Here is a 22,802-nt window from a genome sequence, read left to right on the forward strand (position 1 = left end):
TCTCTACGGCTCGCCGCGCGGCGCCCTGCGCCTGGCGTTGCTCGATCACTGCCTGCCCCGCCAGCTCGAGCTCGACGGCCAGCCGCTGCTCGACGTCGGCGGTGGCCTGGGCCAGATGGCCGCCTGGTTCGCCGCCCGCGGCCATGAGGTGACCCTGGCCGAACCCGCCGAGGAGATGCTGTCCCGGGCCCGGGCAGCCCTGGCGGGGCAGTCGGTGCGCTTCCTGCGGGAACCCCTGCAGCGGCTGCCCGAGGCGGCCCCGGGGCCCTGGCCGCTGATCGTCTGCCATGCGGTACTCGAGTGGCTGGCCGACCCCGAGGCGGCCCTGGCCACCCTGGCGAGCCTGCTGGCTCCCGGCGGTCAGCTCTCGCTGATGATCTTCAACCGGGATGCCCTGCGCTTCTCCAATGTGGTCAAGGGCAACCTGGAGAAGGCCCTGGCGGATCGCCTGGAGGGCGCCGGCCGACGCCAGCGCCTGACGCCCATCTCGCCGCTGACCCACGATCAGATCGCCACCTGGGCCGAGGCCCAGGGGCTCGAGATCACCGCCGTGGCGGGGATTCGCGTCTTCCAGGACTACCTGCGCGAGCGCCATCCCGACGAGGCACAACTGGAGCAGCTGCTGGCGCTGGAGCGGCGCTACTGCGACGTCGAGCCCCACTGGCGCCTGGGGCGTTACCTGCTCTACACCCTGCACAAACCCGAGTGACTGCCATGTCCGCCGAGACCCCCGTCTGCCAACTCCTCGAACGCCAGGAGCAGGACCACCGCCACTGGCTCTGGGTGGCCCCGCCCCGGGACGCCTGGTTGTCCCCGCAAGAGACTGCCCTGCTGAGTGGCGATGCCGCCCAGTCGGCCGACTGGCGCGCCCGGGGCGGCGTGGTTCACGACCCCTTCGCCACGACACCCCTGGGCGAGGTGCCGGGGGCGGTGCTGTTCTGGCCCAAGAGTCATACCCTGGGGGAGTGGTGGCTGCTGTCGCTCTGCCAGCGCCTGCCCGAAGGCACGCCGCTATGGCTGGTGGGGGAGAACAACGGCGGCATCAAGCGGGTGCTCAAGGTGCTGGCGGCCCTGGGGCTGGGCTGTCGCAAGCGCGACAGCGCCCGCCGTTGCAGCCTCTTCGAGACCCGGGTGGGGCGGGTGGCCCTGGATCCGGCCCTGGCCTGGCAGAGCTTCGAGGCCGAGGGGCTGACCCTGCACAGTCACCCGGGGGTCTTCGGCCATGGCAAGCTGGACGACGGCACCCGGCTGCTGCTGGAGACCCTGGCGCCGCGCCTGCCCGAGGGCCCCTTCCGCGCCCTGGACATGGGCTGCGGCGACGGCATCCTGGCCTGCTGGCTGGCCCGCCGCGGGGCCCGGGTCAGCGCCACCGATATCAACGCCTTCGCGGTGGAGGCGACCCGGCGCAGCCTGGCCGCCAACGACCTGGCCGGCGAGGTGGTGGCCGGGGACGTCTATTCGGGGTTGCCCGAGGGGGCGCGCTTCGAGCGCATCATCAGCAACCCGCCCTTCCATCAAGAGAGGGCCATCGACTATGGCCCGGCGGGGCGGCTGATTCGCGAGGCGCCGGCCTACCTCACGCCCGGCGGCGAGTTGTGGCTGGTGGCCAATGCCTTCCTGCCCTATCCCGACCTGCTCGAGGCGAGCTTCGGCGGCTTCGAGATCCTCGCCGACGATCGCCGCTTCCGGGTCTATCGGGCCATCAAGTGCTGATTATTTCGTGCCCGGCTCACGGTAGCGGATCTCGGTAATCAGATAGGTGGTCTCGCCGCCGGGGGCGGCCACCGTCACCTCATCCTCCTCCTCCTTGCCCAGCAGCGCCTTGGCCAGGGGCGCGTCGATGCTGATCCAGCGCTTGGCGGTATCGGTCTCGTCATGGCCGACGATGCGCAGGGTCATCGCCTCGCCGTTGTCATCCTCCAGGGTAACGAAGGCGCCGAAGTAGACCCGGGAGGTGTCCGCCGGCAGGCGATCCACCACCTGCAGTTCGTCGAGGCGCTTGGTGAGGTAGCGGATCCGCGCGATGACCCGGTTGAGTTCCTTCTTGTTGTAGGTGTAGTCGGCGTTCTCGCTGCGATCACCCAGTGCCGCCGCCTCGCCCACCTTGGTCGATAGGGCCGGGCGCTTGACTCGCGAGAGGTGGTCGAGGATGCCGCGCAGGCGCTCGGCGCCCTCGGCGGTGATCAGGTGGCTCTTGGGCTCCTGGCGCGGATCCTTGGCCGGATCGCGCCAGCGGGTCATATTACGACCTTTCATGAGGTTCTCCATTGGCTATTGCTGGGACCTTACTGCGCCGTTGGGCCGGCGCCAAGGGACGGCTACGACTTTGGTGGGCTAGGGTGTGATTCAAACGTTCGTTAGAGTGACGGTGGCGCCACCGTCACAATAACAAGCAAGGAGCCCGATCATGTCCAAGCGTCATGCCTTTCCCGCCCTGGCCCTGGGCGTCAGTCTCGTTTTCTCGCCGCTGGCCGTTGCCCAGCAGCAGGAGGTCGCCGAGCTGCGACGGCAGTGGGAGCGGATCACCACCCAGCCCGGTGAGCAGGGCGATGCCCTGGCGGCCCTGGCCGAGCGAGCCGAGACCCTGGTCGGGGAGTACCCCGAGGCCGCCGAGTTGCTGACCTGGCAGGGCATTATTCTCGCTTCCGAGGCCCGCGAGCGCGGCGGCCTGGGCGCCCTGAGCCGGGCCCGTGGCGCCCGTGAGGCCCTGGAACGGGCCGTCGAGCTCGACCCCCAGGGTCTCAACGGCTCCGCCTATGTGACCCTGGGGGCGCTCTATGACCGGGTGCCGGGGGGGCTGATCGGCTTCGGCGATGACGACACCGCCGAGGCGATGTTCCAGCGGGCCCTGGCGATTCGTCCCCAGGGCATCGACGTCAACTTCTACTATGCCGAGTTCCTCGTCGAGTCGGGACGCCAGGACGAGGCCATAGCACACGCCCGCCGCGCCCTGGAGGGCGAGACGCGCGGCGAGCGCCAGGCCTCCGACGAGGCGCTGCGTACCCAGGCCCGGGCCCTGCTGCGCCGCCTCGAGGGCTAGGAGAGGGCTGGCGGGGGAGAGAGGCGGTTGGCATCGCCGTCCCATGACCGGATAATGGCCCCTTCGTTGACCCCGGAGGTGTCATGGCCGATACCGGCGACCGATCCTTGACCCTGCTCAGGCCGCGCTTCGGCAATGCTGACGTGGAGCGCCTGGAGACCACCCGCCTGCATCAGGGCTTCTTCCGCCTGGAAGAGCGCACCCTGCGCCATCGCCTCTTCCAGGGTGGCTGGAGCCCTACCATCAAGCGCGAGGTGCATGTGCGCCGGGATGCCGTGGGGGTGCTGCCCTACGACGTGGAGCGCGATCGCGTGGTGCTGGTGGAGCAGCTGCGCGCCGGCGCCTTGGACGACCCCCAGGGCCCCTGGAAGCTGGAGCCGATCGCCGGCCTGGTAGAGGCGGGGGAGGCCCCCGCCGAGGTGGCCCGCCGCGAGGCCCTCGAGGAGGCGGGGTGCCGCCTCGCCGAGCTGATCGAGTTGCACAGCTACTACCCCAGCCCCGGCGCCTGCGACGAGCGGGTCACCCTCTACCTGGGGCTGACCGACAGCCGTGGGCTCGGCGGCGTACATGGCCTGGCCAGCGAGCACGAGGATATCCAGGTACATGTGCTACCCTTCGGCGAGGCCTGGGAACTCCTCGAGGCCGGACGACTCGACAACGCCATGTGCCTGATCGCCTTCCACTGGTTGGCACGGGAGCGGGCCGCATTGCGAGCACGGAGGTAACGCCATGGCAAGAGCCGCCTATGTATCCGACCTCAAGGGGCTGCAGGCCGAATGCAGCATCAACTACCTGCGCCTGTCGCGCCTGGTGGGGGAGCTTAGCCCCGGCGAGACTCGCGAGATCGCCCTGCGCGGTCGCGAACAGCGCTTCGGCTCCCTGTGGCTGGAGCTGGTCGAGGAGGCGCCTTATACCAGCCGCCTGCGGGTCTCCCAGAGCGGCATCATGGATGCCTTCGTCGAGCCGCCGCGCATGCTGGTGCACCTCTACCACGACGTGCGCATGGCCGAGGTCACCGACTTCCAGCGCCAGCGCCACTTCCACGGGCGCTATCGCTACCCCAATGCCCGCATGCATCAGCCCGACGAGAAGCTGCAGATCAACCGTTTCCTCGGCGAATGGCTGGAGCATGCCCTGGCCCACGGTCACTCCCTGGATCTGCCGGAGCTGAATTGATGCGTCTGGTGCAAGTCACCGATTGTCACCTGCATGCCGACCCCGAGGCTCGCTCCCGGGCCGGCGTGCCCCTGCGTCAGCTGCACCGAGTGCTGGAACACGCCCGGCGGCTGCGCCCCGACCTGCTGCTGGTCACCGGCGATGTCAGCCAGGACGAGACTCCCGCCTCCTATCGCCATGCCGCCGAGGCTTTCTCCGCCATGGAGTGCCCCTGGTTCTGGTTGCCCGGCAACCACGATCATGGCGACTTTATGACCGAGACTCGCGACTTCCATGACGAGCTCGACCTGGGCGCCTGGCGGCTGCTGATGCTCGATACCCGGGTGTTGGGGCGGCCCCATGGCGAGCTGGGAGCCGAGCGCCTCGCGGACTTGGCCGACAGCCTGACCCTGGACGAGCGCCCGACCCTGGTGGCCATGCACCATCCGCCCCTGGCCATCGGCTCCGCCTGGATGGACGCCATCGGGTTGGCCGACGGTGAGGCCTTCTGGGAGACCCTGGCGCCGCATCCTCAGGTCAAGGCGGTGCTCTGCGGGCATATCCACCAGGCCTTCGTCGGGGCGCGGCGCCTGCCCGAGGGCGAGGTGGCGGTCTATGGCACGCCCGCCACGACCGATCAGTTTCTCGGTGGCTCTCCCGAGTTCGCCATCGACCAGGCCTCGCGGCCCGGCTACCGGGTGATCGACCTGGATGGCGAGCGGCTGACCACCTGGGTCGAGCGGGTCGACCTCTGATGGCGTGCGCTTGCTTATTCCTTTGTAGGCTAAAAAGATAGTTCTTAATTCTTTGACGTTATTGTTGCGCCCTCAGTACCCTAGCTGGCATGACGCTGCCATGGCGCGTCCGCGGGCGCTTTTCCGGTCGATCGACCGCTAGCGCTCGGCGTCGACCGGCGCCACTGGCAGCCCACCCACGGCGATGCGCCGTCCCAGGTTACAAGAGGTTGCCAAGCCGCGATGCTTTCTCCCGAGCGACAGACCCATCTCAAGCAACTCGAAGCCGAGTCGATCCATATCATCCGTGAAGTGGCCGCCGAGTTCTCCAACCCGGTGATGCTCTACTCCATCGGCAAGGACTCCTCGGTGATGCTGCATCTGGCGCGCAAGGCCTTCTATCCCGGCACGCCTCCCTTCCCCTTGATGCATATCAATACCACCTGGAAGTTCAAGGAGATGATCGAGTTCCGCGACCGCATGGCCGCGGAGGCCGACATGGAGCTGATCGAGTACATCAACGAGGAGGGGCGGGCGGCCAATATCACCCCCTTCGATCACGGCAGCGCCAAGTACACCGACACCATGAAGACCCAGGCCCTCAAGCAGGCCCTGGACAAGTACGGCTTCGACGCCGCCTTCGGCGGCGCCCGCCGCGACGAGGAGGCCAGCCGCGCCAAGGAGCGGGTCTACTCCTTCCGCGACAAGTTCCACCGCTGGGATCCCAAGAACCAGCGCCCGGAGCTGTGGAGCCTGTTCAACGGCAAGATCAACAAGGGCGAGTCGATCCGCGTCTTCCCGCTCTCCAACTGGACCGAGCTGGATATCTGGCAGTACATCTACCTGGAGCAGATTCCTATCGTGCCCCTCTACTACGCCGCGCCGCGTCCGGTGGTGGAGCGCGACGGCATGCAGATCATGGTGGACGACGAGCGCCTGCCCCTGGAGCCGGGCGAGGTGCCCGAGGAGAAGTGGGTGCGCTTCCGGACCCTGGGTTGCTACCCCCTCACCGGCGCCGTCGAGTCCCAGGCCGCGACCCTGCCGGAGATCATCCAGGAGATGCTGCTGACCCGCACCTCCGAGCGCAGCGGCCGCGCCATCGACCACGATCAGGCCGGTTCCATGGAGAAGAAGAAGCGCGAAGGCTACTTCTAACGACGCGCCGGCGGTTCATCGGGTCACCAGCTTCCAGTAAAGGGTTTGAAGATGTCACATCAATCGGCACTGATCGCGGACGATATCGAACAGTATCTCCACGAGCACGAGAACAAGGATCTGCTGCGCTTTATCACCTGCGGCAGCGTGGATGACGGCAAGTCGACGCTGATCGGCCGGCTGCTCCACGATTCCAAGATGATCTACGAGGATCAGCTGGCGGCCATCACCCAGGCCTCCAAGACCAGCGGTACCACCGGCGAGGAGGTGGACCTGGCGCTGCTGGTGGATGGCCTGCAGTCGGAGCGCGAGCAGGGCATCACCATCGATGTGGCCTATCGCTTCTTCTCCACCGACAAGCGCAAGTTCATCATCGCCGACACCCCGGGGCACGAGCAGTACACCCGTAACATGGCCACCGGGGCCTCCACCGCCAGCCTCGCCATCATCCTGATCGATGCCCGTTACGGGGTGCAGACCCAGACCCGGCGCCACAGCTTTATCGCCGACCTGCTGGGCATCCAGCACCTGGTGGTGGCGATCAACAAGATGGACCTGGTGGACTTCGCCGAGCAGCGCTTCCACGAGATCGTCGCCGAGTACCAGCAGGTGGCCGAGAAGCTGAATGCCCGGGATATCCGCTTCGTGCCGATCTCGGCGCTCAAGGGCGACAACGTGGTCAACCCCAGCGAAGCGATGCCCTGGTACGACGGCCCGGCGCTGCTCGAGCTGCTCGAGGGCGTGGAGGTCTCTCGGGACCAGAACCTCACCGACCTGCGCCTGCCGGTGCAGTACGTCAATCGTCCCAACCTGGACTTCCGCGGCTACTGCGGCACCCTGGCCGCCGGTATCCTGCGCCCCGGCCAGGCCATTCAGGTGCTGCCCTCCGGCAAGCGCTCCACGGTGGCGCGCATCGTCACCCAGGATGGCGACCTGGAGGTGGCCTATCCCGGCCAGGCGATCACCGTGACCCTGGAGGACGAGATCGATATCTCCCGGGGCGACTGGATCGTCGCCGCCGATGCCGAGGTGCCCGGCTCCAATGTCTTCGAGGCGGACATCGTGTGGATGCACGAGGACGCCCTGACCCCGGGCCGCCTCTACGACTTCAAGCTGGCCACCCGGGACCTCTCCGGCCAGGTCAGCGCCATCGACTACCAGGTGGACGTCAATACCCTGGAGCACCACCCGGCGGAGCGCCTGGAGCTCAATACCATCGCCCGCTGCCAGGTGGAACTCACCGCCGAGGTGCCGGTGGACGACTATCGCCGCAGCCCGGGCACCGGCAGCTTCGTGGTGATCGATCGCCTGAGCAACGTCACCGTGGGCGCCGGCATGATCCGCGGCCTGGGGCAGGCCCGCCAGAGTCGGCCCGGCCAGGTGGACTGGGCCGCCTTCGAGCAGGACCTCAATGCCCTGGTGCGCAAGCACTTCCCGCACTGGGAGGCCAAGGACATTCGCGACCTACTCGGCTAAGTCGCCGCCGAGCGAATCCGGCACCAAGCGACGCCCCCGACGGTGACAACCGTCGGGGGCGTCTTTGTATGGGCCCGGTGCTTGGCCTAGCGGGCCAGTACCAGGGCCGGGGGCTCGCCATCGTCGCTGGTGGTTTCCCGGAGCTCGGCATCGAAGACCCTGGCCAGGCGGGCGGCGCTAAGCACCTCCTCGGGTGTGCCGGCGGCGATCCGTTGTCCCCTCTCCAACAGCCAGACCCGGTGGGCGAAGCGCCCCGCCAGGTTGAGGTCGTGTAGCACGCAGGCGATGGCCAGGCCGCGTTCGCTGGCCAGGCGCCGCAGCAGCCGCATCAGGCGCTGCTGCTGGCCGATATCCAGGGCACTGGTGGGTTCATCCAGCAGCAAGAGCCCCGGCGGGGACTGATCGGCAGTGGTGCCCGTCTCTCCCGCCAACTGGTCCGCCGCCAATTGGCAGAGCGCCCGGGCCACCAGGCAGCGCTGGGCCTCGCCGCCGGAGAGGCCGGTGATGCGCCGCTCGGCCAGATGGGTCAGGTCTAGGGCTGCCAGGCAAGCGTCGACCCGCTCTGGGGCGGCGTCGCTGCCGAGTGCCACCAGCTCGCGCACGCCCCAGTCGAAACTGGGGCGTACCTGCTGGGCCACCAGGGCGCGACGCCGGGCCAGGGCCTGGGGGGCCCAGGCGGTCAGCGGCATGCCATCCAGGCAGACGCTGCCCCGCTCCGGGGCACGGAAGCCGGAGAGCAGGGTCAGCAGGGTGCTCTTGCCGGCGCCATTAGGGCCGACGATGGCCAGCAGCTCACCGGGTAGCAGGCGGTCGCTGATGGGCTCGAGGCGTGGCGTGGTGGTAAAACCGGCGGAAAACAGGGTCAGCATAGGCGTCTCTCGGGCATAGGCGTCTCTCAGGCGCGGCGGCGCATCAGTAACCAAAGCAAGATAAAGAGCCGGGCCCTATTAGGGCGTCTCTCAGGCGCGGCGGCGTAGCAGTAACCAGAGGAAGTAGGGACCTCCCAGCAGGCTGGTCAGCAGGCCCACCGGGATCTCCGCGGGGCTGGCCAGGGTGCGGGCCAGGGTATCGGCCACCAGCAGCAAGAGGGCGCCACCTAGCATGGAGGCGGGGAGCAGCAGGCGATGCCCCGGCCCCAGCCAGAGGCGCAGGCAGTGGGGCACCAGCAGCCCCAGGAAGCCGATGATGCCGGCCAGGGCCACGCAGACCCCCACCCCCAGTGCGGTGGCCAGGATCACCCGACGCTTGAGGGCGCGGGCATCGAGGCCGGCGCCGTGGGCGGTGAACTCGCCGAGCTGCAGCAGGTCCAGGCCGCGGGCCGTACGCAGCAGCCATAGCAGCGCCGGGGGAATGCAGAGCAGTGCGCCGATGGCCGCCGGCCAGAGGGCGTGGGCCAGGCTGCCCATGCCCCACAGGCTTAGCTGGCGCAGCTGCTCGTCGCTGGCCACGAAGGCCAGCAGGCCGCCGAAGGCGCCAGTCAGGGTGTTGATGGCCAGCCCCGCCAGCAGCAGGGTAAAAAGCGCCTCCTGGCCGGGGCGTTGGGCGCCCAGGCGAAAGACCAGCAGGCAGACCGCCAGGGCCCCCAGGAAGCCGGCCAGGAACTGTCCGTAGAGACCGGAACCGCCCAGCAGCACGATCCACAGCGCCACGGCCAGGCCCGCGCCGCTGGCCAGCCCCAGCAGGCTGGGGTCGGCCAGGGGATTGCGAAACAGCCCCTGCATGGCGGCGCCGCTGCCGGCCAGCATGGCGCCCACCAGGCTGGCCAGCAGCAGGCGGGGCAGGCGCAGCTGCCACCATACCTGCCAGTCCGACGAGCTGGGCCACTCGCCCAGCAGCAGCCGCGGCGAAAGCCCCAGGCTGCCGCTGAAGGCGCCCAGCAGCCAGGCCCCCAGCAGGGCCAGGAGCAGGCCGGCCAGGGTGCCGGAGCGGGTCGGCCAGGCGGGGGAGGGCCAGGGCAGGGAAGGGCGTCGCAGGATCATGGCTCACCTCTTGCCGCTGCCGGTTGCTCCATGGCTAGGGATTCCAGGCGTTCATAGAGGGCCAGCAGGGGCGCCTGATGGAGAGGGCGGGCGCTCATGGGGTCGCCTCCGTGCTGGGCAGTTGCCCCATGGCCAGGCGCTCCAGGCGTTCGTAGAGTGCCAGCAGGGTCGCCGGGGTGCGCGGGCCGAAGCCCAGCAGCGCCTGATCATCGAAGACCACCAGGCGCCGGGCCTGACCCGCCGGGGTTAGGGCCAGCCCCGGCAGTTGCCAGAGGCGCGCCTCGCCGCCCATGGCCTCCAGGCCGCCGCGGGTGGCGATCACCACCTCCGGGGCCTGGCGGATCAGTGCCTCGCCCCCCACCGGCTGGTAGCCCGGCATCTCGGCGAAGGCGTTGGTCACCCCCACGGCATCCATCATCGCCTGGGCGGCGGTCTCGCGACCGGCGACCCGGGGCGTGGCACCGCCATGGCCGAGCAGGAACATCGCCCGCAGCGGCGGCAGTTCTGGCAGGGCGGCGAGTTCGGCGATCTCCGCCTCCAGGCGGCTGGCCAGGACCTCGCCGCGCTCCGCTTGACCGAGGGCGTCGGCCACCGCCCGCACCTTGGCGGGAATCGCCTCGAGGCGTGGCGGGGTGGCGATGCGGATCACCGTAACGCCGCTCGCCTCGAGCTGGGCCAGCACCTCCGCCGGGCCGGCCTGGTCCGCCACCAGCAGCCGCTCCGGGCGAAGCGACAGCACCCCCTCGGCGGCCAGCTGGCGCAGGTAGCCCACCGAGGGGAGCGCTTCGATCGCGGCCGGGAACTGGCTGGTATCGTCGCGACCGATCAGCCGCTGTGCCTCGCCCAGTTCGGCAACGATCTCGGCCAGGTCGCCGCCGAGTACCAGGTCCCTTGACGGCGGCTGCGCCGCCGTGGTCAGTGCCGAGATCGGCATCAGCCAGGCCAGGGCCAGGCGCACCAGCCAGCGGTTCATGCCACCGCCTCCTCGTCGCGCAGCTCGGCCAGCAGATCGCGCCAGTCGCCGCGTTCACCGCTGCCCTCGCGGCGTTCGGCGTAGAGCTGCAGGATCAGCTCGCCCTGGGCATCGAAGGCCTCCAGGCTGGTGACGCCGCCGTCCCGATTGGGCTTGTGTACCGACCAGACGCTGGCGATGGCGGCGTCGTCCAGGTGCAGGGTGAAGTCCTCGCCGAAGAGGTTCAGCCAGCCGCGCATCCGTTGGGGCGCCGGCAGCCGCCCGGTACGGATCTGGACGCAGCCGGGGCTGGCGACGAAGAGCATCAGCGGCAGTTCCCGCTCGGCGGCCCGTGCTAGGGCCGTGGCCACCGCCGTGGCGTCGAGGCGACGGGTAAAGCGCCCCTCCATCAGGGCATTGGCCTCGTGGCGGGCCAGGCCGTGGCGGCGCAGCAGGGTAAAGAACTGGTGGACGTCGCGCATCCGCGTCCAGTCGTCGGCCAGGCCCGGGGCCTCCGGCAGAGGCCGCGGCGCGGGATCTGCCGTGCCGGTAAAGACCGGCGGATGGGCGTTGCCGATGCTCTCCAGGGCCGGCCAGCCCTTGCCGGGCCAGGTCTCCAGGCAGAACAGCTTGAGCAGGGCGCGACCGTGGCGGTCGAAGACCTGCAGGCTCAGGCGCTCATGGGCCTCGCCCTGCGCATCGGGCAGGGTGTCACGGATCAGGCAGGCCCAGTGCCAGTGGGCGAACAGCAGGCGCATGTCCAGGCCGCCGGGGGCCAGCAGCAGGCCGGCCTGGGGGGCGCCGCCGAGCGCCGGGCACTCCCCCTGCTGTTCCAGCACCGCATGGCGGGAGCGGGTCAGCGCCTTGACCCGTCCCAGGGTATGGAAGCGCGCGGCGAGCTCCGCCGGCGTCAGGGACAGGCCGATGACATCGCGGCCCAGGCGGGCCGCCTGGAGGGCGCCCTCGCTGATCGACAGGCGTTGGGCGATATCGATGGCGGGCAGGCGCGGGGTGGCGCGGCGGGCGGCATCGAAGGCGGCCAGGATGGCACTCTGGTCGTGGGAGGGGGCGCGTTCGAGTTCGGGCATAAGAATCACCATTGCAGGCTGAGGTTGACGAGCAGGCTGCGGCCATCGCCGAGGCTGCCGTCGGGGCGATACCAGGTCTTGTCGGCGAGGTTGCGCAGCTTGAGGCTGGTCTCGACGCTGGCGTTGGGGGCCCAGGCCAGTTGCAGGTCGTGCAGCCCATAGCCGGGGGCCCGGGCGTCACCGGCGTCGTGGGATTCGGCGAAGCGGCCTCGCCAGCCCAGGGTCAGGTTCGGTGACGCGAAGTGATAGTCGAGGCCGACCAGGGCCTCCAGGGGCGTGAGCCGGCCCAGGGGGTCGCCGCTGTCGCGGTCGCGGCCGCTCACTTCAGCGAGGCCGAGCTGGGCGTGAAGGGGCCCAGGAGACCAGCTCAGGCGGGCATCGAAGCCCCAGAGGTGGGCCCGGGCGACATTGGCGGCCCGGGTGGTGCCAGCCAGGACATCCACCTCGCTATCGATGAAGTCATCGGCGCGGGTGTCGAAGTAGCTGGCGCGCAGGCCCCAGTCGCCGGTCTGCCAGGCGAGGCCGCTCTCCCAAGTGCGGCTGGTCTCCGGCCTGAGATCCGGGTTGGGCACCCAGAAGTTGTCTGGAAAGCAGAAGAAGGGGGAGGGGCAGAAGCCGGCGAAGTGGCGCTCGTCGGCGTAGAGCTCGGAGAGCGTCGGCGCGCGAAAGGCCTCGGCATAGCCGCTGTAGAGCATAAGGCCGTCGAGGGGGCGCCAGGCCAGGCGCAGCCGTGGCGAGACCTGAGTCTCGCGACTTTCTCGGCCGGCGCTGTCCTCGGCCCGGTAGTGATCGAAGCGAGCGCCCAGGCCGAGGTCGAACTCCCCGACCCCGCCGCTATCCAGGTAGCGGCCCACCGTCAGGGTGTCGTCCAGGTAGAGGGCGGCAGTGTCGATATCCGCCTCGGGGAAGCCACTGGCATCGTCCCCGGGGCGCTGGCGGGCGCGATCCAGTTCGGCGCCGAAGGCTAGGGTCTGGGTCAGCCAACCGTGCTCCAGGCGGTGGTAGCCGTCGCCCTGCAGCCCCAGGCGCGCCTGGGTGCGCTCGGCGGTGGGCTCGTCGATGGCCTGACGCGCGAAGGTCAGACGAGTCTCCCAGCGGGTGGCGACGTCGGGCTGCCAGCGGTGGCCGAGCTGGACGTTATCGCTGGTGACCCGGCGATCGCGCAACGGGTTGCTGGCATTATCGGCCAGGGCCTGGGGGTTAGCAGGCTGGGTGCTGTCCTCCCGATAGTGCTGCCAACTGGCGAAGAGGCGCTGATCCGGGGCGATCTCGAGACCGCCCTTGGCCAGCAGGCTGTCGAGGCTGGCGTCATCCGGGGCGGTGTCGCCGCCAGCGCGACGGATATCCCCAGACTTGCTACGCCCCAGCGCCAGCAGTCCATCCGCCTCGCCGAGGGTGGTATCGGTGCGGCCGAAGAGGGAGAGAGTGGCGCCCAGCTCGTTCCGATCGCTGGCACCGCGCAGGGCCAGGCGGCCACCGCGGGTCTCTCCGGGGCGCAGCAGGTCCGCCGCCTCCACGGTCTCGAAGCTGATTACCCCGCCCATGGCGTTGCCGCCATAGAGGCTCGACAGGGCGCCACGGGCCACTTGCACCTCGCGCAGCAGGGCCGGATCGAGGAAGAAGTTGCCGAGATGGCCGGTGGTGATGTCCTGGCGTACGCCATCGAGGCGCACCAGCACCCCGCCGCGGCCGAAGCCGCGCAGGCTCAGGGTCTGGCCGTTGCGGCGTCCCTGTCCGGCCACCTGCAGGCCGGGCAGGTCGCCGAGCAGCTCTTCGATACGCCCAGCGGTGCTTAGCGCCGGGTCATGGCGGTCGATCACATCGAGGATCAGTGGCGCCCGTGCGGGGTCGGTGGGGGCGCGGGTGCCGGTGACGACCAGCGGTGCCGAGGTTTCGACACGCTCGGTCGGCAGGGTATCGGCCAGCAGGCCGGGGGAGGGTATCAGCAGCGCCAGGGCGGTGCCGCAGCAGAGTGCTCGCTTCATGGGGATGACGTTGTCCTTGGGGCATGACGTCATCGAGCGGCTGGCTGGGCGTGGCCTGGCTGGCGGGTCTCGATGTGGGTTGGGATGAGTAGGGAAGAAGTCCGCTTCAGCAGGTCAGGATAAGCTTGCCATTGCGGGTCTCGCGGAGCTGATAGCGGCGCCCTTGGTGCTCGATCTCCAATGGTCCCCGGCCATCCAGCAACTCGCGGCTGGGGATACGGTTATCACGGATCACCAGGGTTCTGGCATCATGCGGTGCCTGGGGGAGGGCCTGATGGGGTAAGGGCCGGTCCATGGAGCCTCCTGAAGCGTCGGTAAACGATAATTATTATTATTTGTATCTTTCTCTTAGTCAAGCCCGGAACGGCGGGGCTCCCGATGGGTCGAAGCGAACAGAGCGATGGCGGAGGGCGGAAGACGTGATCTGGCTGCTGTTGGTGGGCGGGCTCCTGGCCCTCTTCCTGTTGCCCAATGCCTGGGCGCGCTGGGCATTGGCGCGCCATGGCGCTCCCCGGGACGACTACCCTGGCAGCGGCGGCGAGTTGGCCGAGCACCTGATCGAGCGCCTGGGCCTCGAGGGGGTGGCGGTGGAGGTCACCACGGCCGGGGATCACTACGACCCCGCGGCCCGGCGGGTGCGCCTGAGCCCGGAACATTTCGAGGGGCGGTCGCTGACCGCGGTTACGGTGGCGGCCCATGAGGTGGGGCACGCCATCCAGCATCACCAGGGCTATCAACCGCTGCTGGCGCGGACCCGCCTGGTGCGCCTGGCCCAGGGCGCCGAGAAGCTCGGCGCGGCGCTGATGATGGCCGCGCCGCTGCTGTTCCTCTTGACCCGTACCCCCACCGGCCTGGCCCTGGTGATCCTGGCCGCGGTGTTGAGCTTCGGCACCGCCGCCCTGGTGCACCTGATCACCCTGCCGGTGGAGCTGGATGCCAGCTACCGACGCGCCCTGCCGCTGCTCGAGGAGTATCTGCCTCCCTACGATATGCCGGCGGCCCGTCACCTGCTGACCGCCTGCGCCTTTACCTATGTGGCGGCGTCCCTGGCCAGCCTGCTCAACCTGGGGCGCTGGCTAGTGATCCTGCGGCGCTAGCTACGCCGCGTCGCGGCGAATCGCTCGGCGACCGTGCGTGGCAATAGCCGAGCGCCCACCGGGCGTTACGACGGGCGATTGGCGATGATGACCGCTCGGCGTGGGGCCGGGTAGCCCTCCCGGGTCTTGGTCGGGTCCTCGGGATCGAGGAAGTCGGCCAGGGACTGGAAGGTCATCCAGTCGGTGGCGCGCTGCTCCTCGGTGGTGGTGATCGCCTCGTCCACCACCCGGACATCGTCGAAGCCGCAGCGCTCCAGCCAGTGACACAGGGCGCGTGAGGAGGGCAGGAAGTAGACATTGGGCATGGCGGCGTAGCGCTCCCCGGGCAGCAGCACCGTGGTCTCGTCGCCCTCCACCACCAGGGTCTCCAGCACTAGCTCGCCCCCCGGGCGCAGGCACGCCTTGAGCTTGTGCAGATGTTCCAGGGGCGAGGGGCGGTGGTAGAGCACGCCCATGGAGAAGACCGTATCGAACCACTGCAGGTCGTCGGGGACCGCCTCGATGCCCACCGGCAGGAAGTGGGTGCGGTGGGTGTCGCGGTCGCCGACGAAGTGGCGTACCGCCTGGAACTGATAATAAAAGCGCGGCGAGGGGTCGATCACCAGCACGAAGGAGGCCCCGGCTCCGGCCATGCGCCAGCCGTGGTAACCGCTGCCGCCACCCACGTCGAGCACCCGGCGCCCGGCCAGGTCGGCCAGGTGGGGGGCCAGGCGCTGCCACTTCCAGTCGGAGCGCCATTCGGTGTCGATGGTGATGCCGCCGAGCCGATAGGGGCCCTTGCGCCAGGGGGCGAGTTTCCTCAGCAGGTTCTCGCACTGGCGGCGCTGGCTGTCGCCGAGGGCCACCTCGACGCTGACGGTGTCGGCGTCCAGGTAGGCCTCGCGCTCCTTGGGGAGCGGCGGCAGCTTGGCCACGGCCTTCTCCCAGGCCGGCAGGTCGCCATAACGCTTGCGGTCGAGGCCCTGGGCCAGCTGTTCCGGCAGGCGGGCCAGCCAGGTCTCCAGGCCCTGGTCGAGGAAGGCGCGGTAGAGGTCGCGATGGGAGTTGTTCATGGGGTCCTTAAAAAGTGCACCAGCCGCTGGCCTCCATCAGCCGGTAGCGCCAGTAGCGCCAGGCCGTGGCGTCGTCCCGGGCCGGGAAGGGGCGGCTGTGGGTTTCTCCGTGGCGATTATGCCAGTAGCGCAGGAAGCTTGCCCGGGCCCGGCGGATCACCGGATGGTCCGCCGGCGCCTGCAACTGGATATTGGCCTCGAAGTTGTTGTCGTCGAGGCTGCGTCGGCTAAGGTTCGCCGAGCCCAGCAGCAGGGTGGCGTGGTCCCCGGGGCGTTGGTGAAGCAGCCACTTGCCATGCCCTTGGGACTCGGCGTCGCCATACCAGCGGATGGCCAGGCCACGGCGGGCCAGCTCCCGGGCCGCCGGCCGGTTGGGCAGGCCGGGGCTGGCGCGGCCGAAGTGGCGGTCATTGGGGTCCAGCAGCACGCGGATCGCCACGCCGCGCCGCCGGGCGGCCAGCAGGGCGTGGATCACCCGGCGGTGGGCCAGGTAGTAGGCGCATACCCAGAGGCGGTCGCCGGGGCGGGCCTCGGCGAGCAGCCTCAACAGGGTGTCGCGGATGGCCCCTTCGGTTAGCAGGCGCAGCCGCGGCAGGGTCGCAGGAGCGTCGGAGGGCGGGGCCGGGCAGGGCGGTAGCCAGGTGAGGCCGGAGCGCCGCGCCAGGGTCAGTTCACTATGCAGCAGGTCGAGCGCCACGGGGCCGCCCAGGCTCAGGGCGGCGTTGCGGTAGTCGCGGCTCGCCTCGTCGGCATTGGCCGACCCCACCACCGCCCGCCAGCCGTCGCCCTCGTCCACCACCAGGGTCTTGCGATGGTCGGCGTTGAGGTTGAGCAGCGCCAGGTAGCTGCGCAGGGAGACCCGACCGGGCCCCAGGGGATCGGGCAGCCAGCCGCCCCGGGGCGAGTTGCCCAGAGGCCGAAACAGCCCCCGCCAGAGTGCCGACCAGCTCGGGTTGGGATCGCGTCCCGGGGTCAGGTCGCAGCTGACGAGCCGAATGCCGGCGCGACGCAGGCGTTCCAGATGAGGCGCCTCGCGGCCGCCATAGCGGTGATTGATGGGGTCCACCAGGACCACCGCCTCCAGGGCCGGGAGGCGGGCCTTGCGCTGGATCAGTGCCCGGCACAGCGCCCGCCCCAGGGGACCGTCGTCGAGCAGGAAGAGGTCGATCACCACCAGGCGGCGGGCCTGGGCGATCAGTCGCCGCCACTCGGCGAAGATGGCCTGGCGCCGCTGGCGGCGGCCCGAGGTATCCGCATAGGTCTCGTCGAGTAGCAGGCGCGGGGCGTCGGCGCTCCGCCAGGGCCCCACCACATGCAGGCCCGGCGGCAGGGGCTTGCGGCTGTGCCACCAGGCGGTGGCCAGCCAGGCGCCGCCGAGGGGCAGCAAGAGGGCGAGCAGGGTCGGCGACATGGAGAGCCTCCCGGCCTCGCCGATGCCCGCTACTCCTTGAAGGCGATCAGCGAGGCGAAGTTGAGGAACTGGAACCAGGTCAGGCTGCGCGAAAAGCCGGCCTCGGCCAGGCGCGCATGGTGCGCCTCCAGGCTATCGGGGATCAGCACGTTCTCGAGCGCCGTGCGCTTCTGGCTGATCTCCAGGTCACTGTAGCCGTTGGCGCGCTTGAAGTCGTGGTAGCGCTCCACCAGCCAGGCGTTCTCCTGCTCGTCGGCGGCCTTGATTTTCTCGGAGAGGATCAGCACCCCGCCGGGCTCCAGGGCCTCATGCAGGCGGCGCATCAGGGCGTCGCGATCCTCGGGCGGCAGGAACTGCAGGGTGAAGTTGAGCAGGATCATGCCCGCGGGCCGGTAGTCTAGGGTACGAATGTCCCCCTCCAGCACCGTCATGGCGTGCTCGGGGCACTCGCTACCCAGGGTCTCCCGGGCCCGGCTCACCATGGCCGGAGAGAGGTCCACCCCGGTGTAGTCGAAGGCCGCCGGCGGCAATCGCCCGGCCAGGGCCAGGCCGGCGGCCCCCAGGGAGCAGCCCAGGTCGTAGACCCGGGCGCCGTGGCGCAGATGACGTTCGCCGATCACTCCGAGCATGCCGAGGATCTGGCCATAGCCCGGCACCGAGCGGCGAATCATGTCGGGAAAGCAGGCGACCACCTGCTCGTCGAAGGAGAAGCGCGCGACCCGGTCCAGGGGTGTGGAAAAGATCGCGTCACGGTAAGATGCGTCACTCATGGCATGGTGGGCCCGGGGGAAATACGGCCATTCTACTGCGTGTCGCGGGATGACACGACCCCGGCGAAATCCGGTGATGGACGCCACCAGGCGTTGAGGCCCGGGGCTATCCTGGGCGCGGGCAACGTCGCGAAGACGCCGTAACCCCCTCCCTGGGCGCTCGGCATTCTCGTCCCCGATAGTGACGCTTCGCTCCGGCCTGCTCCCCGCGTCCCTGGTCAGCTCTATGGCAGTGCCCCCAGGCAAAGCCGTACCGACAGCCCTTCAAGGAGAGAGAGTTATGCCGTCAGCGTCACCCCTGTCGCGGCGTCCCGCCTGGCGGGCCCTGGTTGCCCACCGCGAGGCCCTGGGGGAGGTGCATCTCAAGACGCTGTTCGCCGAGCAGCCCGGCCGCCACCGGGCCTTTACCCGCAGCGCCGCGGGGCTGACTTTGGACCTGGCCAAGCAGCGCTGGAGCCCCGAGACCCGGGAGCTGCTGCTGGCCCTGGCCCGGGAGGCCGGCGTGCCCCGGGCCATCGGCCGGTTACTCGATGGCGAGCGGGTCAATATCAGCGAGGATCGCCCGGCCCTGCATACCGCCCTGCGCCTGCCCGCGTCGGCCTCCCTGGTGGTAGAGGGCGAGGACCTGGTGCCGGCGGTGCATCACACCCTGGCGCGCATGGAGGCCATGGTAACCAAGCTGCATGCGGGCCAGTGGCGGGGCGCCACCGGCAAGCCGATCCGTGACGTGGTCAACCTGGGGGTAGGGGGGTCCGACCTGGGGCCATTGATGGTGACCCACGCCCTGGCCGATTTCCGCGCCGAGGGGAGCCAGGCGCTGGAAGTGCACTTCGCCTCCACCATGGACGGCTCCCAACTGGCCGACTACCTGGGGCGCCTCAATCCCGAGACCACCCTGTTCGTGCTCTCGTCGAAGTCCTTTACCACCATCGATACCCTCTCCAATGCCCGCACCGCCCGGGACTGGCTGCTGGCGCGGCTCGCCGGCGAGCGTGTCGGCATGCCGGCGGCGCTGGTCATGCGCCAGCACTTTATCGGCGTCTCGGCGAGCCCCGAGAAGATGCACGATTGGGGCATCGATGACGCGCACCAGTTAGAGTTCTGGGAGTGGGTCGGCGGACGCTATTCGCTTTGGGGGGCCATCGGCCTGCCCATCGCCCTGGTGGTGGGCATGGACCACTTCCGGGAGCTGCTGGCCGGGGCCCATGCCATGGATCGTCACTTCCGCGAGGCGGAACTCGCCGACAACCTGCCGGTATTGCTGGCCCTGGCGGGGATCTGGAACGTCAACTTCCTGGATATCCGCGCCCACTCCATCCTCCCCTACGACGGCCGCCTGGAGTACTTCGCCGCCTACCTCGAGCAGCTGGAGATGGAGTCCAACGGCAAGTCGGTGACCCACGACGGCCATCAGTTGGACTACGCCACCTGCCCGGTGCTCTGGGGCCAGTTGGGCCCCAATGCCCAGCACGCCTTCTATCAGTTGCTGCACCAGGGCACCCAGGCGGTGGTCTGCGACTTTATTGCGCCGCTGCGCCGCTATGACGAGGTGGCGGACGCCGCCACCCGGGCCCACCTCAAGGAGCAGCACCGCCTGACCCTGGCCAACTGCTTCGCCCAGTCGCGGGTGCTGATGCTCGGCGACGAGGCCCTGGCGGATGGCGACGCCCAGCCCAGCCACAAGCGCTACCGGGGCAACCAGCCCTCTACCACCCTGCTGCTGGAGCGCCTGACCCCGGCCACCCTGGGGGCGCTGATCGCCCTCTACGAGCACAAGGTCTATGTCCAGGCGGTGATCTGGGACATCAACCCCTTCGACCAGTGGGGGGTGGAGCTGGGCAAACGCATCGCCGGCGAGACCGAGCGGATCCTCGCCGGCCGCCGCGGCCAGGAGGCCATGGACGACTCCAGCCGCGGGTTGATCGAGGCCTTCTGGGCCGCCGAGGCGGAAGCGCCATGAGCAGGACTATCCAGACGAGGTGCCTCGGGGCCCCAAAGGCCGCGGCTACTCTGGGGGCAGGCACCCGGCAGGCCGGACCCTCGCGAAGACCCTGTGAACCCCTCCCTGGGCGCTCGACTTTTTCCTGCGGCGCTCTCGCATCCGGCTTCGCTTGCAGGGCCGGGGTAGGCCATCCATGGCCTACCCGTTCGGAAGGGCCTTCCTCATCCCTGAAAAAGACGCTTCGCTCCGGCCTGCCCCCAGCGCCCCTTGTGCCTTCATTCGACGGCAAAGCTGGTGTCAGATGTTGTGTGCTGGTTATTCATCCAGGGGTTGCGGTATGCTAAGCGCGCCGCGACACGGGGAGCCGGCCTCGGGCCTGCTCTATCTGCATGGTTTCAATAGTGGCCTGGGCTCTCCTAAGCTGCGCCTGATGGTGCGGGCCGGCGAGGCCCTGGGCCTGGCCTGCGCCGCCCCCCAGCTGCCCCATCGCCCCGAGGCGGCCCTGGCCCTGGCTGAGGAGGCGCTCGGGGCGTTGGGCCCTAGGCCGTTGCTGGTGGGCAGCTCCCTGGGAGGCTTCCTGGCCAGTTGCCTGGCCGAGCGACACGGCCACGCGGCGGTGCTGATCAACCCGGCGCTGCGGCCGGCGGCGCTGATGGCCGACTGGATCGGCGAGGACTTCGTCAACGACCATACCGGGGAGGCCTTTCGCCTCACGGTGGCCCACCGGGAGGCGCTCCTGGCCATGACCCCCGAGCGGCTGACGCCGGAGCACTACCTGCTGCTGCTGGGCACCGCCGACGAGGCCCTGGACTGCCGCGAGGCCTTCGCCGCCTACCGCGGCGCCGCCACCCTGCTGCATCCCGGCGGCGATCACGCCTTCACGGCGCTGGCCGACTACCTGCCGGCGGTCCTCGCCTGGGGCGGCCATCGCCTGACCCCGTCCCAGGCGGCGAGTCTCGTCAGGGCGTTGGAGCAGGAAGCGCCGTCCGGCGATACCATGGGCATCGATAACGACTAGCGACCGGAACATTTATGACGCAATACAGTGCCAGCTCCATCGAGGTACTCTCCGGACTCGAGCCGGTGCGCAAGCGCCCCGGCATGTACACCGACACCAGTCGCCCCAACCACCTGGCCCAGGAGGTCATCGACAACAGCGTCGACGAGGCCCTGGCCGGCCATGCCCGGGAGATCAGCGTGCGCCTCGGCGAGGATGGGCGCATCGAGGTGGCCGACGACGGTCGCGGCATGCCCATCGATATCCACCCGGAGCATGGTGTCTCCGGGGTCGAGCTGATCCTTACCAAGCTGCACTCCGGCGGCAAGTTCTCCGACTCCAGCTACCGCTTCTCCGGCGGCCTGCACGGGGTCGGGGTCTCGGTGGTCAATGCGCTCTCCACGCGCCTGGAGGTCGAGGTGTGCCGCGACGGCAGCCGCCACGCCATCGCCTTCGAGCGGGGCGAGAAGGTCGCCGACCTGGCCGTGATCGGCAGCTGCGGCAAGCGCACCACCGGCACCCTGGTGCGCTTCTGGCCCGAGGCGAGCTACTTCGATAGCCCCAGGCTGGCGCTGGGGCGGCTGAAGCACCTGCTGCGGGCTAAGGCGGTGCTCTGCCCGGGACTCAAGATCACCCTGGTGGAGCCCGACGGCACCGAGAGCGCCTGGCAGTATGAGGATGGCCTACGCGACTACCTGGCCCAGTCCACCGATGGCTATGAGGTGCTGCCCCAGGCGCCCTTCGTGGGCCACTTCGCCGATGACGACCAGGCGGTGGACTGGGCGGTGCAGTGGCTGCCGGAGGGCGGCGAATCGCTGCAGGAGAGCTACGTCAACCTGATCCCTACCCCCCTGGGCGGCACTCATGTCAATGGCCTGCGCTCGGGGCTGCTCGAGGCGCTGCGCGAGTTCTGCGACTACCGCAGCCTCCTGCCCCGGGGCGTCAAGCTGACCGCCGACGACCTCTGGGAGCGGGTCGCCTTCGTGCTCTCGGTGAAGATGCTCGATCCCCAGTTCGCCGGTCAGACCAAGGAGCGCCTCTCCTCGCGTACCGTGGCGGGCTTCGTCTCCGGGGTGGTCAAGGACGCCTTCTCGCTGTGGCTCAACCACCATGTCGACCAGGCCGAGGCCCTGGCGGAGCTGGTGATCAGCGCCGCCCAGCGGCGCCAGAAGAGCGCCAAGAAGGTGGCGCGCAAGAAGGTCACCTCGGGCCCGGCACTGCCCGGCAAGCTGGCGGACTGCTCCGGCCAGGACCCCGCCACCAGCGAGCTGTTCCTGGTGGAGGGCGACTCCGCCGGCGGCAGCGCCAAGCAGGCTCGGGATCGCGAGACCCAGGCGATCCTGCCGCTGCGCGGCAAGATCCTCAATACCTGGGAGGTGGACAGTCACGATATCTACGGCTCCCAGGAGGTGCATGACATCGCCGTGGCTATCGGCCTCGACCCGGGCAGCGACGACCTCTCCAAGCTGCGCTACCACAAGGTGTGCATCCTCGCCGACGCCGACTCCGACGGCCTGCATATCGCGACCCTCTTGTGCGCGCTCTTCGTGCGCCACTTCCCGGCCCTGGTGGACGCCGGCCACGTCTATGTGGCCATGCCCCCCCTCTACCGCATCGACCTGGGCAAGGAGGTCCACTACGCCCTGGACGAGAGCGAGAAGGCGGCCACCCTGCGCAAGCTGGAGGGCAAGCGCGGCACCCGGAAGGCCGGCCCCATCAACGTGCAGCGCTTCAAGGGCCTGGGCGAGATGAGTCCCCTGCAGTTGCGCGAGACCACCATGGCTCGGGACACCCGGCGCCTGGTGCAGCTGACCCGGGACGACGGCGACGGCACCCTGGAGATGATGGACATGCTGCTGGCCAAGAAGCGTGCCGCCGACCGCAAGAGCTGGCTCGAGGACTACGGCAACCTCGCCGATATCGAGGTGTAGCGCCAAGCGCCAAGGGCGAGCGGCGCCGGGGACAGGTC

General features: G+C 69.6%; 22 protein-coding genes. 12 read left to right on the forward strand and 10 right to left on the reverse strand.

Annotated elements, in window-relative coordinates; translation table 11 throughout:
* Both HPA02_RS11030 and HPA02_RS11035 read left to right on the forward strand, forming a co-directional pair.
* Positions 1-709 (forward strand): methyltransferase domain-containing protein (locus tag HPA02_RS11030; RefSeq protein ID WP_146803251.1); only part of this gene is annotated, 709 nt, incomplete at its 5' end.
* Positions 710-714: 5 nt separating this feature from the next.
* Positions 715-1,713 carry a methyltransferase gene (locus HPA02_RS11035; protein WP_146803252.1) on the forward strand — a complete coding sequence of 333 codons (999 nt, stop codon included), beginning with the start codon at positions 715-717 and terminating at the stop codon, positions 1,711-1,713.
* Here the strand turns inward: HPA02_RS11035 and greB are convergent, their stop codons facing one another.
* Positions 1,714-2,256 (reverse strand): transcription elongation factor GreB, encoded by a 543-nt coding sequence (gene greB, locus HPA02_RS11040; protein ID WP_146803253.1) that lies wholly within the window; start codon positions 2,254-2,256, stop codon positions 1,714-1,716.
* A 151-nt stretch (positions 2,257-2,407) separates the two neighbouring features.
* Here greB and HPA02_RS11045 point away from each other — a divergent pair, with 151 nt between their 5' ends.
* The 6 genes from HPA02_RS11045 (at position 2,408) to cysN (ending at position 7,560) form a co-directional block, all read left to right on the forward strand.
* Positions 2,408-3,040 (forward strand): tetratricopeptide repeat protein, encoded by a 633-nt coding sequence (locus tag HPA02_RS11045; protein WP_146803254.1) that lies wholly within the window; start codon positions 2,408-2,410, stop codon positions 3,038-3,040.
* 83 nt (positions 3,041-3,123) lie between these two features.
* Positions 3,124-3,765: an NUDIX domain-containing protein gene (locus HPA02_RS11050; protein ID WP_146803255.1), complete on the forward strand. Its 642-nt coding sequence runs from the start codon at positions 3,124-3,126 to the stop codon at positions 3,763-3,765.
* 4 nt (positions 3,766-3,769) lie between these two features.
* Positions 3,770-4,216 carry a DUF1249 domain-containing protein gene (locus HPA02_RS11055; RefSeq protein ID WP_146803256.1) on the forward strand — a complete coding sequence of 149 codons (447 nt, stop codon included), beginning with the start codon at positions 3,770-3,772 and terminating at the stop codon, positions 4,214-4,216.
* Positions 4,216-4,950 carry a metallophosphoesterase gene (locus tag HPA02_RS11060; protein WP_146803257.1) on the forward strand — a complete coding sequence of 245 codons (735 nt, stop codon included), beginning with the start codon at positions 4,216-4,218 and terminating at the stop codon, positions 4,948-4,950. The genes HPA02_RS11055 and HPA02_RS11060 overlap by 1 nt, the downstream gene beginning before the upstream one ends.
* Positions 4,951-5,172: 222 nt before the next feature.
* The gene (gene cysD / locus HPA02_RS11065; RefSeq protein WP_146803258.1) at positions 5,173-6,084 is read left to right on the forward strand and encodes a sulfate adenylyltransferase subunit CysD; all 912 of its coding nucleotides are present in this window, start codon (positions 5,173-5,175) and stop codon (positions 6,082-6,084) included.
* 51 nt (positions 6,085-6,135) lie between these two features.
* Positions 6,136-7,560 (forward strand): sulfate adenylyltransferase subunit CysN, encoded by a 1,425-nt coding sequence (cysN, locus tag HPA02_RS11070; RefSeq protein WP_146803259.1) that lies wholly within the window; start codon positions 6,136-6,138, stop codon positions 7,558-7,560.
* Between the two features lie 86 nt (positions 7,561-7,646).
* Here the strand turns inward: cysN and HPA02_RS11075 are convergent, their stop codons facing one another.
* The 6 genes from HPA02_RS11075 to hemP all read right to left on the reverse strand — a co-directional run bounded on the left by HPA02_RS11075 (position 7,647) and on the right by hemP (position 13,859).
* The gene (locus HPA02_RS11075; RefSeq protein ID WP_146803260.1) at positions 7,647-8,429 is read right to left on the reverse strand and encodes an ATP-binding cassette domain-containing protein; all 783 of its coding nucleotides are present in this window, start codon (positions 8,427-8,429) and stop codon (positions 7,647-7,649) included.
* Positions 8,430-8,519: 90 nt separating this feature from the next.
* On the reverse strand, positions 8,520-9,539 hold the full coding sequence (locus HPA02_RS11080; protein ID WP_146803261.1) for a FecCD family ABC transporter permease: 1,020 nt from the start codon (positions 9,537-9,539) through the stop codon (positions 8,520-8,522).
* A gap of 94 nt (positions 9,540-9,633) precedes the next feature.
* Entirely contained in the window at positions 9,634-10,512 is an 879-nt protein-coding gene (locus HPA02_RS11085; RefSeq protein WP_146803262.1) for a heme/hemin ABC transporter substrate-binding protein, read from the reverse strand.
* Complete coding sequence (locus HPA02_RS11090; RefSeq protein ID WP_146803263.1) at positions 10,509-11,579, reverse strand: ChuX/HutX family heme-like substrate-binding protein; 1,071 nt, start codon at positions 11,577-11,579, stop codon at positions 10,509-10,511. Before HPA02_RS11090 ends, HPA02_RS11085 begins: the two co-directional genes overlap by 4 nt.
* Positions 11,580-11,584: 5 nt before the next feature.
* Entirely contained in the window at positions 11,585-13,564 is a 1,980-nt protein-coding gene (locus HPA02_RS11095; RefSeq protein WP_146803264.1) for a TonB-dependent receptor domain-containing protein, read from the reverse strand.
* A 106-nt stretch (positions 13,565-13,670) separates the two neighbouring features.
* Positions 13,671-13,859 carry a hemin uptake protein HemP gene (gene hemP / locus HPA02_RS11100; RefSeq protein WP_146803265.1) on the reverse strand — a complete coding sequence of 63 codons (189 nt, stop codon included), beginning with the start codon at positions 13,857-13,859 and terminating at the stop codon, positions 13,671-13,673.
* Between the two features lie 127 nt (positions 13,860-13,986).
* On the opposite strand from hemP, the gene HPA02_RS11105 reads away from it, so the two are divergent.
* The gene (locus tag HPA02_RS11105) at positions 13,987-14,661 is read left to right on the forward strand and encodes a zinc metallopeptidase (protein WP_146803301.1); all 675 of its coding nucleotides are present in this window, start codon (positions 13,987-13,989) and stop codon (positions 14,659-14,661) included.
* Positions 14,662-14,726: 65 nt separating this feature from the next.
* On the opposite strand, the gene cmoB is transcribed toward HPA02_RS11105, so the two are convergent.
* The 3 genes from cmoB to cmoA are packed head-to-tail and all read right to left on the reverse strand — an operon-like array spanning position 14,727 to position 17,894.
* A complete protein-coding gene (gene cmoB, locus HPA02_RS11110) occupies positions 14,727-15,713 on the reverse strand; it encodes a tRNA 5-methoxyuridine(34)/uridine 5-oxyacetic acid(34) synthase CmoB (protein WP_146803266.1) in 987 nt (328 codons plus the stop codon).
* Positions 15,714-15,720: 7 nt separating this feature from the next.
* Positions 15,721-17,124, reverse strand: coding sequence for a phospholipase D-like domain-containing protein (locus HPA02_RS11115; protein WP_146803267.1), 1,404 nt, complete (start codon positions 17,122-17,124; stop codon positions 15,721-15,723).
* Positions 17,125-17,153: 29 nt separating this feature from the next.
* Positions 17,154-17,894 (reverse strand): carboxy-S-adenosyl-L-methionine synthase CmoA, encoded by a 741-nt coding sequence (gene cmoA, locus HPA02_RS11120; protein ID WP_146803268.1) that lies wholly within the window; start codon positions 17,892-17,894, stop codon positions 17,154-17,156.
* A gap of 280 nt (positions 17,895-18,174) precedes the next feature.
* Here cmoA and pgi point away from each other — a divergent pair, with 280 nt between their 5' ends.
* From pgi to parE, 3 genes are all read left to right on the forward strand, one after another.
* A complete protein-coding gene (gene pgi / locus HPA02_RS11125; protein WP_146803269.1) occupies positions 18,175-19,854 on the forward strand; it encodes a glucose-6-phosphate isomerase in 1,680 nt (559 codons plus the stop codon).
* A gap of 319 nt (positions 19,855-20,173) precedes the next feature.
* The gene (locus tag HPA02_RS11130; protein ID WP_146803270.1) at positions 20,174-20,854 is read left to right on the forward strand and encodes a YqiA/YcfP family alpha/beta fold hydrolase; all 681 of its coding nucleotides are present in this window, start codon (positions 20,174-20,176) and stop codon (positions 20,852-20,854) included.
* 14 nt (positions 20,855-20,868) lie between these two features.
* Positions 20,869-22,764, forward strand: coding sequence for a DNA topoisomerase IV subunit B (gene parE, locus HPA02_RS11135; protein ID WP_146803271.1), 1,896 nt, complete (start codon positions 20,869-20,871; stop codon positions 22,762-22,764).
* Positions 22,765-22,802 lie beyond the last annotated feature (38 nt).

Origin of the sequence: Bisbaumannia pacifica, from assembly GCF_007989625.1 — a bacterium.
Taxonomy (GTDB): domain Bacteria; phylum Pseudomonadota; class Gammaproteobacteria; order Pseudomonadales; family Halomonadaceae; genus Bisbaumannia; species Bisbaumannia pacifica.

Coding starts and splice junctions, on each gene's coding strand:
- HPA02_RS11035 (WP_146803252.1), top strand. CDS start 715: ATGTCCGCCGAGACCCCCGTCTGCCAACTCCTCGAACGCCAGGAGCAG.
- greB (WP_146803253.1), bottom strand. CDS start 2,256: ATGAAAGGTCGTAATATGACCCGCTGGCGCGATCCGGCCAAGGATCCG.
- HPA02_RS11045 (WP_146803254.1), top strand. CDS start 2,408: ATGTCCAAGCGTCATGCCTTTCCCGCCCTGGCCCTGGGCGTCAGTCTC.
- HPA02_RS11050 (WP_146803255.1), top strand. CDS start 3,124: ATGGCCGATACCGGCGACCGATCCTTGACCCTGCTCAGGCCGCGCTTC.
- HPA02_RS11055 (WP_146803256.1), top strand. CDS start 3,770: ATGGCAAGAGCCGCCTATGTATCCGACCTCAAGGGGCTGCAGGCCGAA.
- HPA02_RS11060 (WP_146803257.1), top strand. CDS start 4,216: ATGCGTCTGGTGCAAGTCACCGATTGTCACCTGCATGCCGACCCCGAG.
- cysD (WP_146803258.1), top strand. CDS start 5,173: ATGCTTTCTCCCGAGCGACAGACCCATCTCAAGCAACTCGAAGCCGAG.
- cysN (WP_146803259.1), top strand. CDS start 6,136: ATGTCACATCAATCGGCACTGATCGCGGACGATATCGAACAGTATCTC.
- HPA02_RS11075 (WP_146803260.1), bottom strand. CDS start 8,429: ATGCTGACCCTGTTTTCCGCCGGTTTTACCACCACGCCACGCCTCGAG.
- HPA02_RS11080 (WP_146803261.1), bottom strand. CDS start 9,539: ATGATCCTGCGACGCCCTTCCCTGCCCTGGCCCTCCCCCGCCTGGCCG.
- HPA02_RS11085 (WP_146803262.1), bottom strand. CDS start 10,512: ATGAACCGCTGGCTGGTGCGCCTGGCCCTGGCCTGGCTGATGCCGATC.
- HPA02_RS11090 (WP_146803263.1), bottom strand. CDS start 11,579: ATGCCCGAACTCGAACGCGCCCCCTCCCACGACCAGAGTGCCATCCTG.
- HPA02_RS11095 (WP_146803264.1), bottom strand. CDS start 13,564: ATGAAGCGAGCACTCTGCTGCGGCACCGCCCTGGCGCTGCTGATACCC.
- hemP (WP_146803265.1), bottom strand. CDS start 13,859: ATGGACCGGCCCTTACCCCATCAGGCCCTCCCCCAGGCACCGCATGAT.
- cmoB (WP_146803266.1), bottom strand. CDS start 15,713: ATGAACAACTCCCATCGCGACCTCTACCGCGCCTTCCTCGACCAGGGC.
- HPA02_RS11115 (WP_146803267.1), bottom strand. CDS start 17,124: ATGTCGCCGACCCTGCTCGCCCTCTTGCTGCCCCTCGGCGGCGCCTGG.
- cmoA (WP_146803268.1), bottom strand. CDS start 17,894: ATGAGTGACGCATCTTACCGTGACGCGATCTTTTCCACACCCCTGGAC.
- pgi (WP_146803269.1), top strand. CDS start 18,175: ATGCCGTCAGCGTCACCCCTGTCGCGGCGTCCCGCCTGGCGGGCCCTG.
- HPA02_RS11130 (WP_146803270.1), top strand. CDS start 20,174: ATGCTAAGCGCGCCGCGACACGGGGAGCCGGCCTCGGGCCTGCTCTAT.
- parE (WP_146803271.1), top strand. CDS start 20,869: ATGACGCAATACAGTGCCAGCTCCATCGAGGTACTCTCCGGACTCGAG.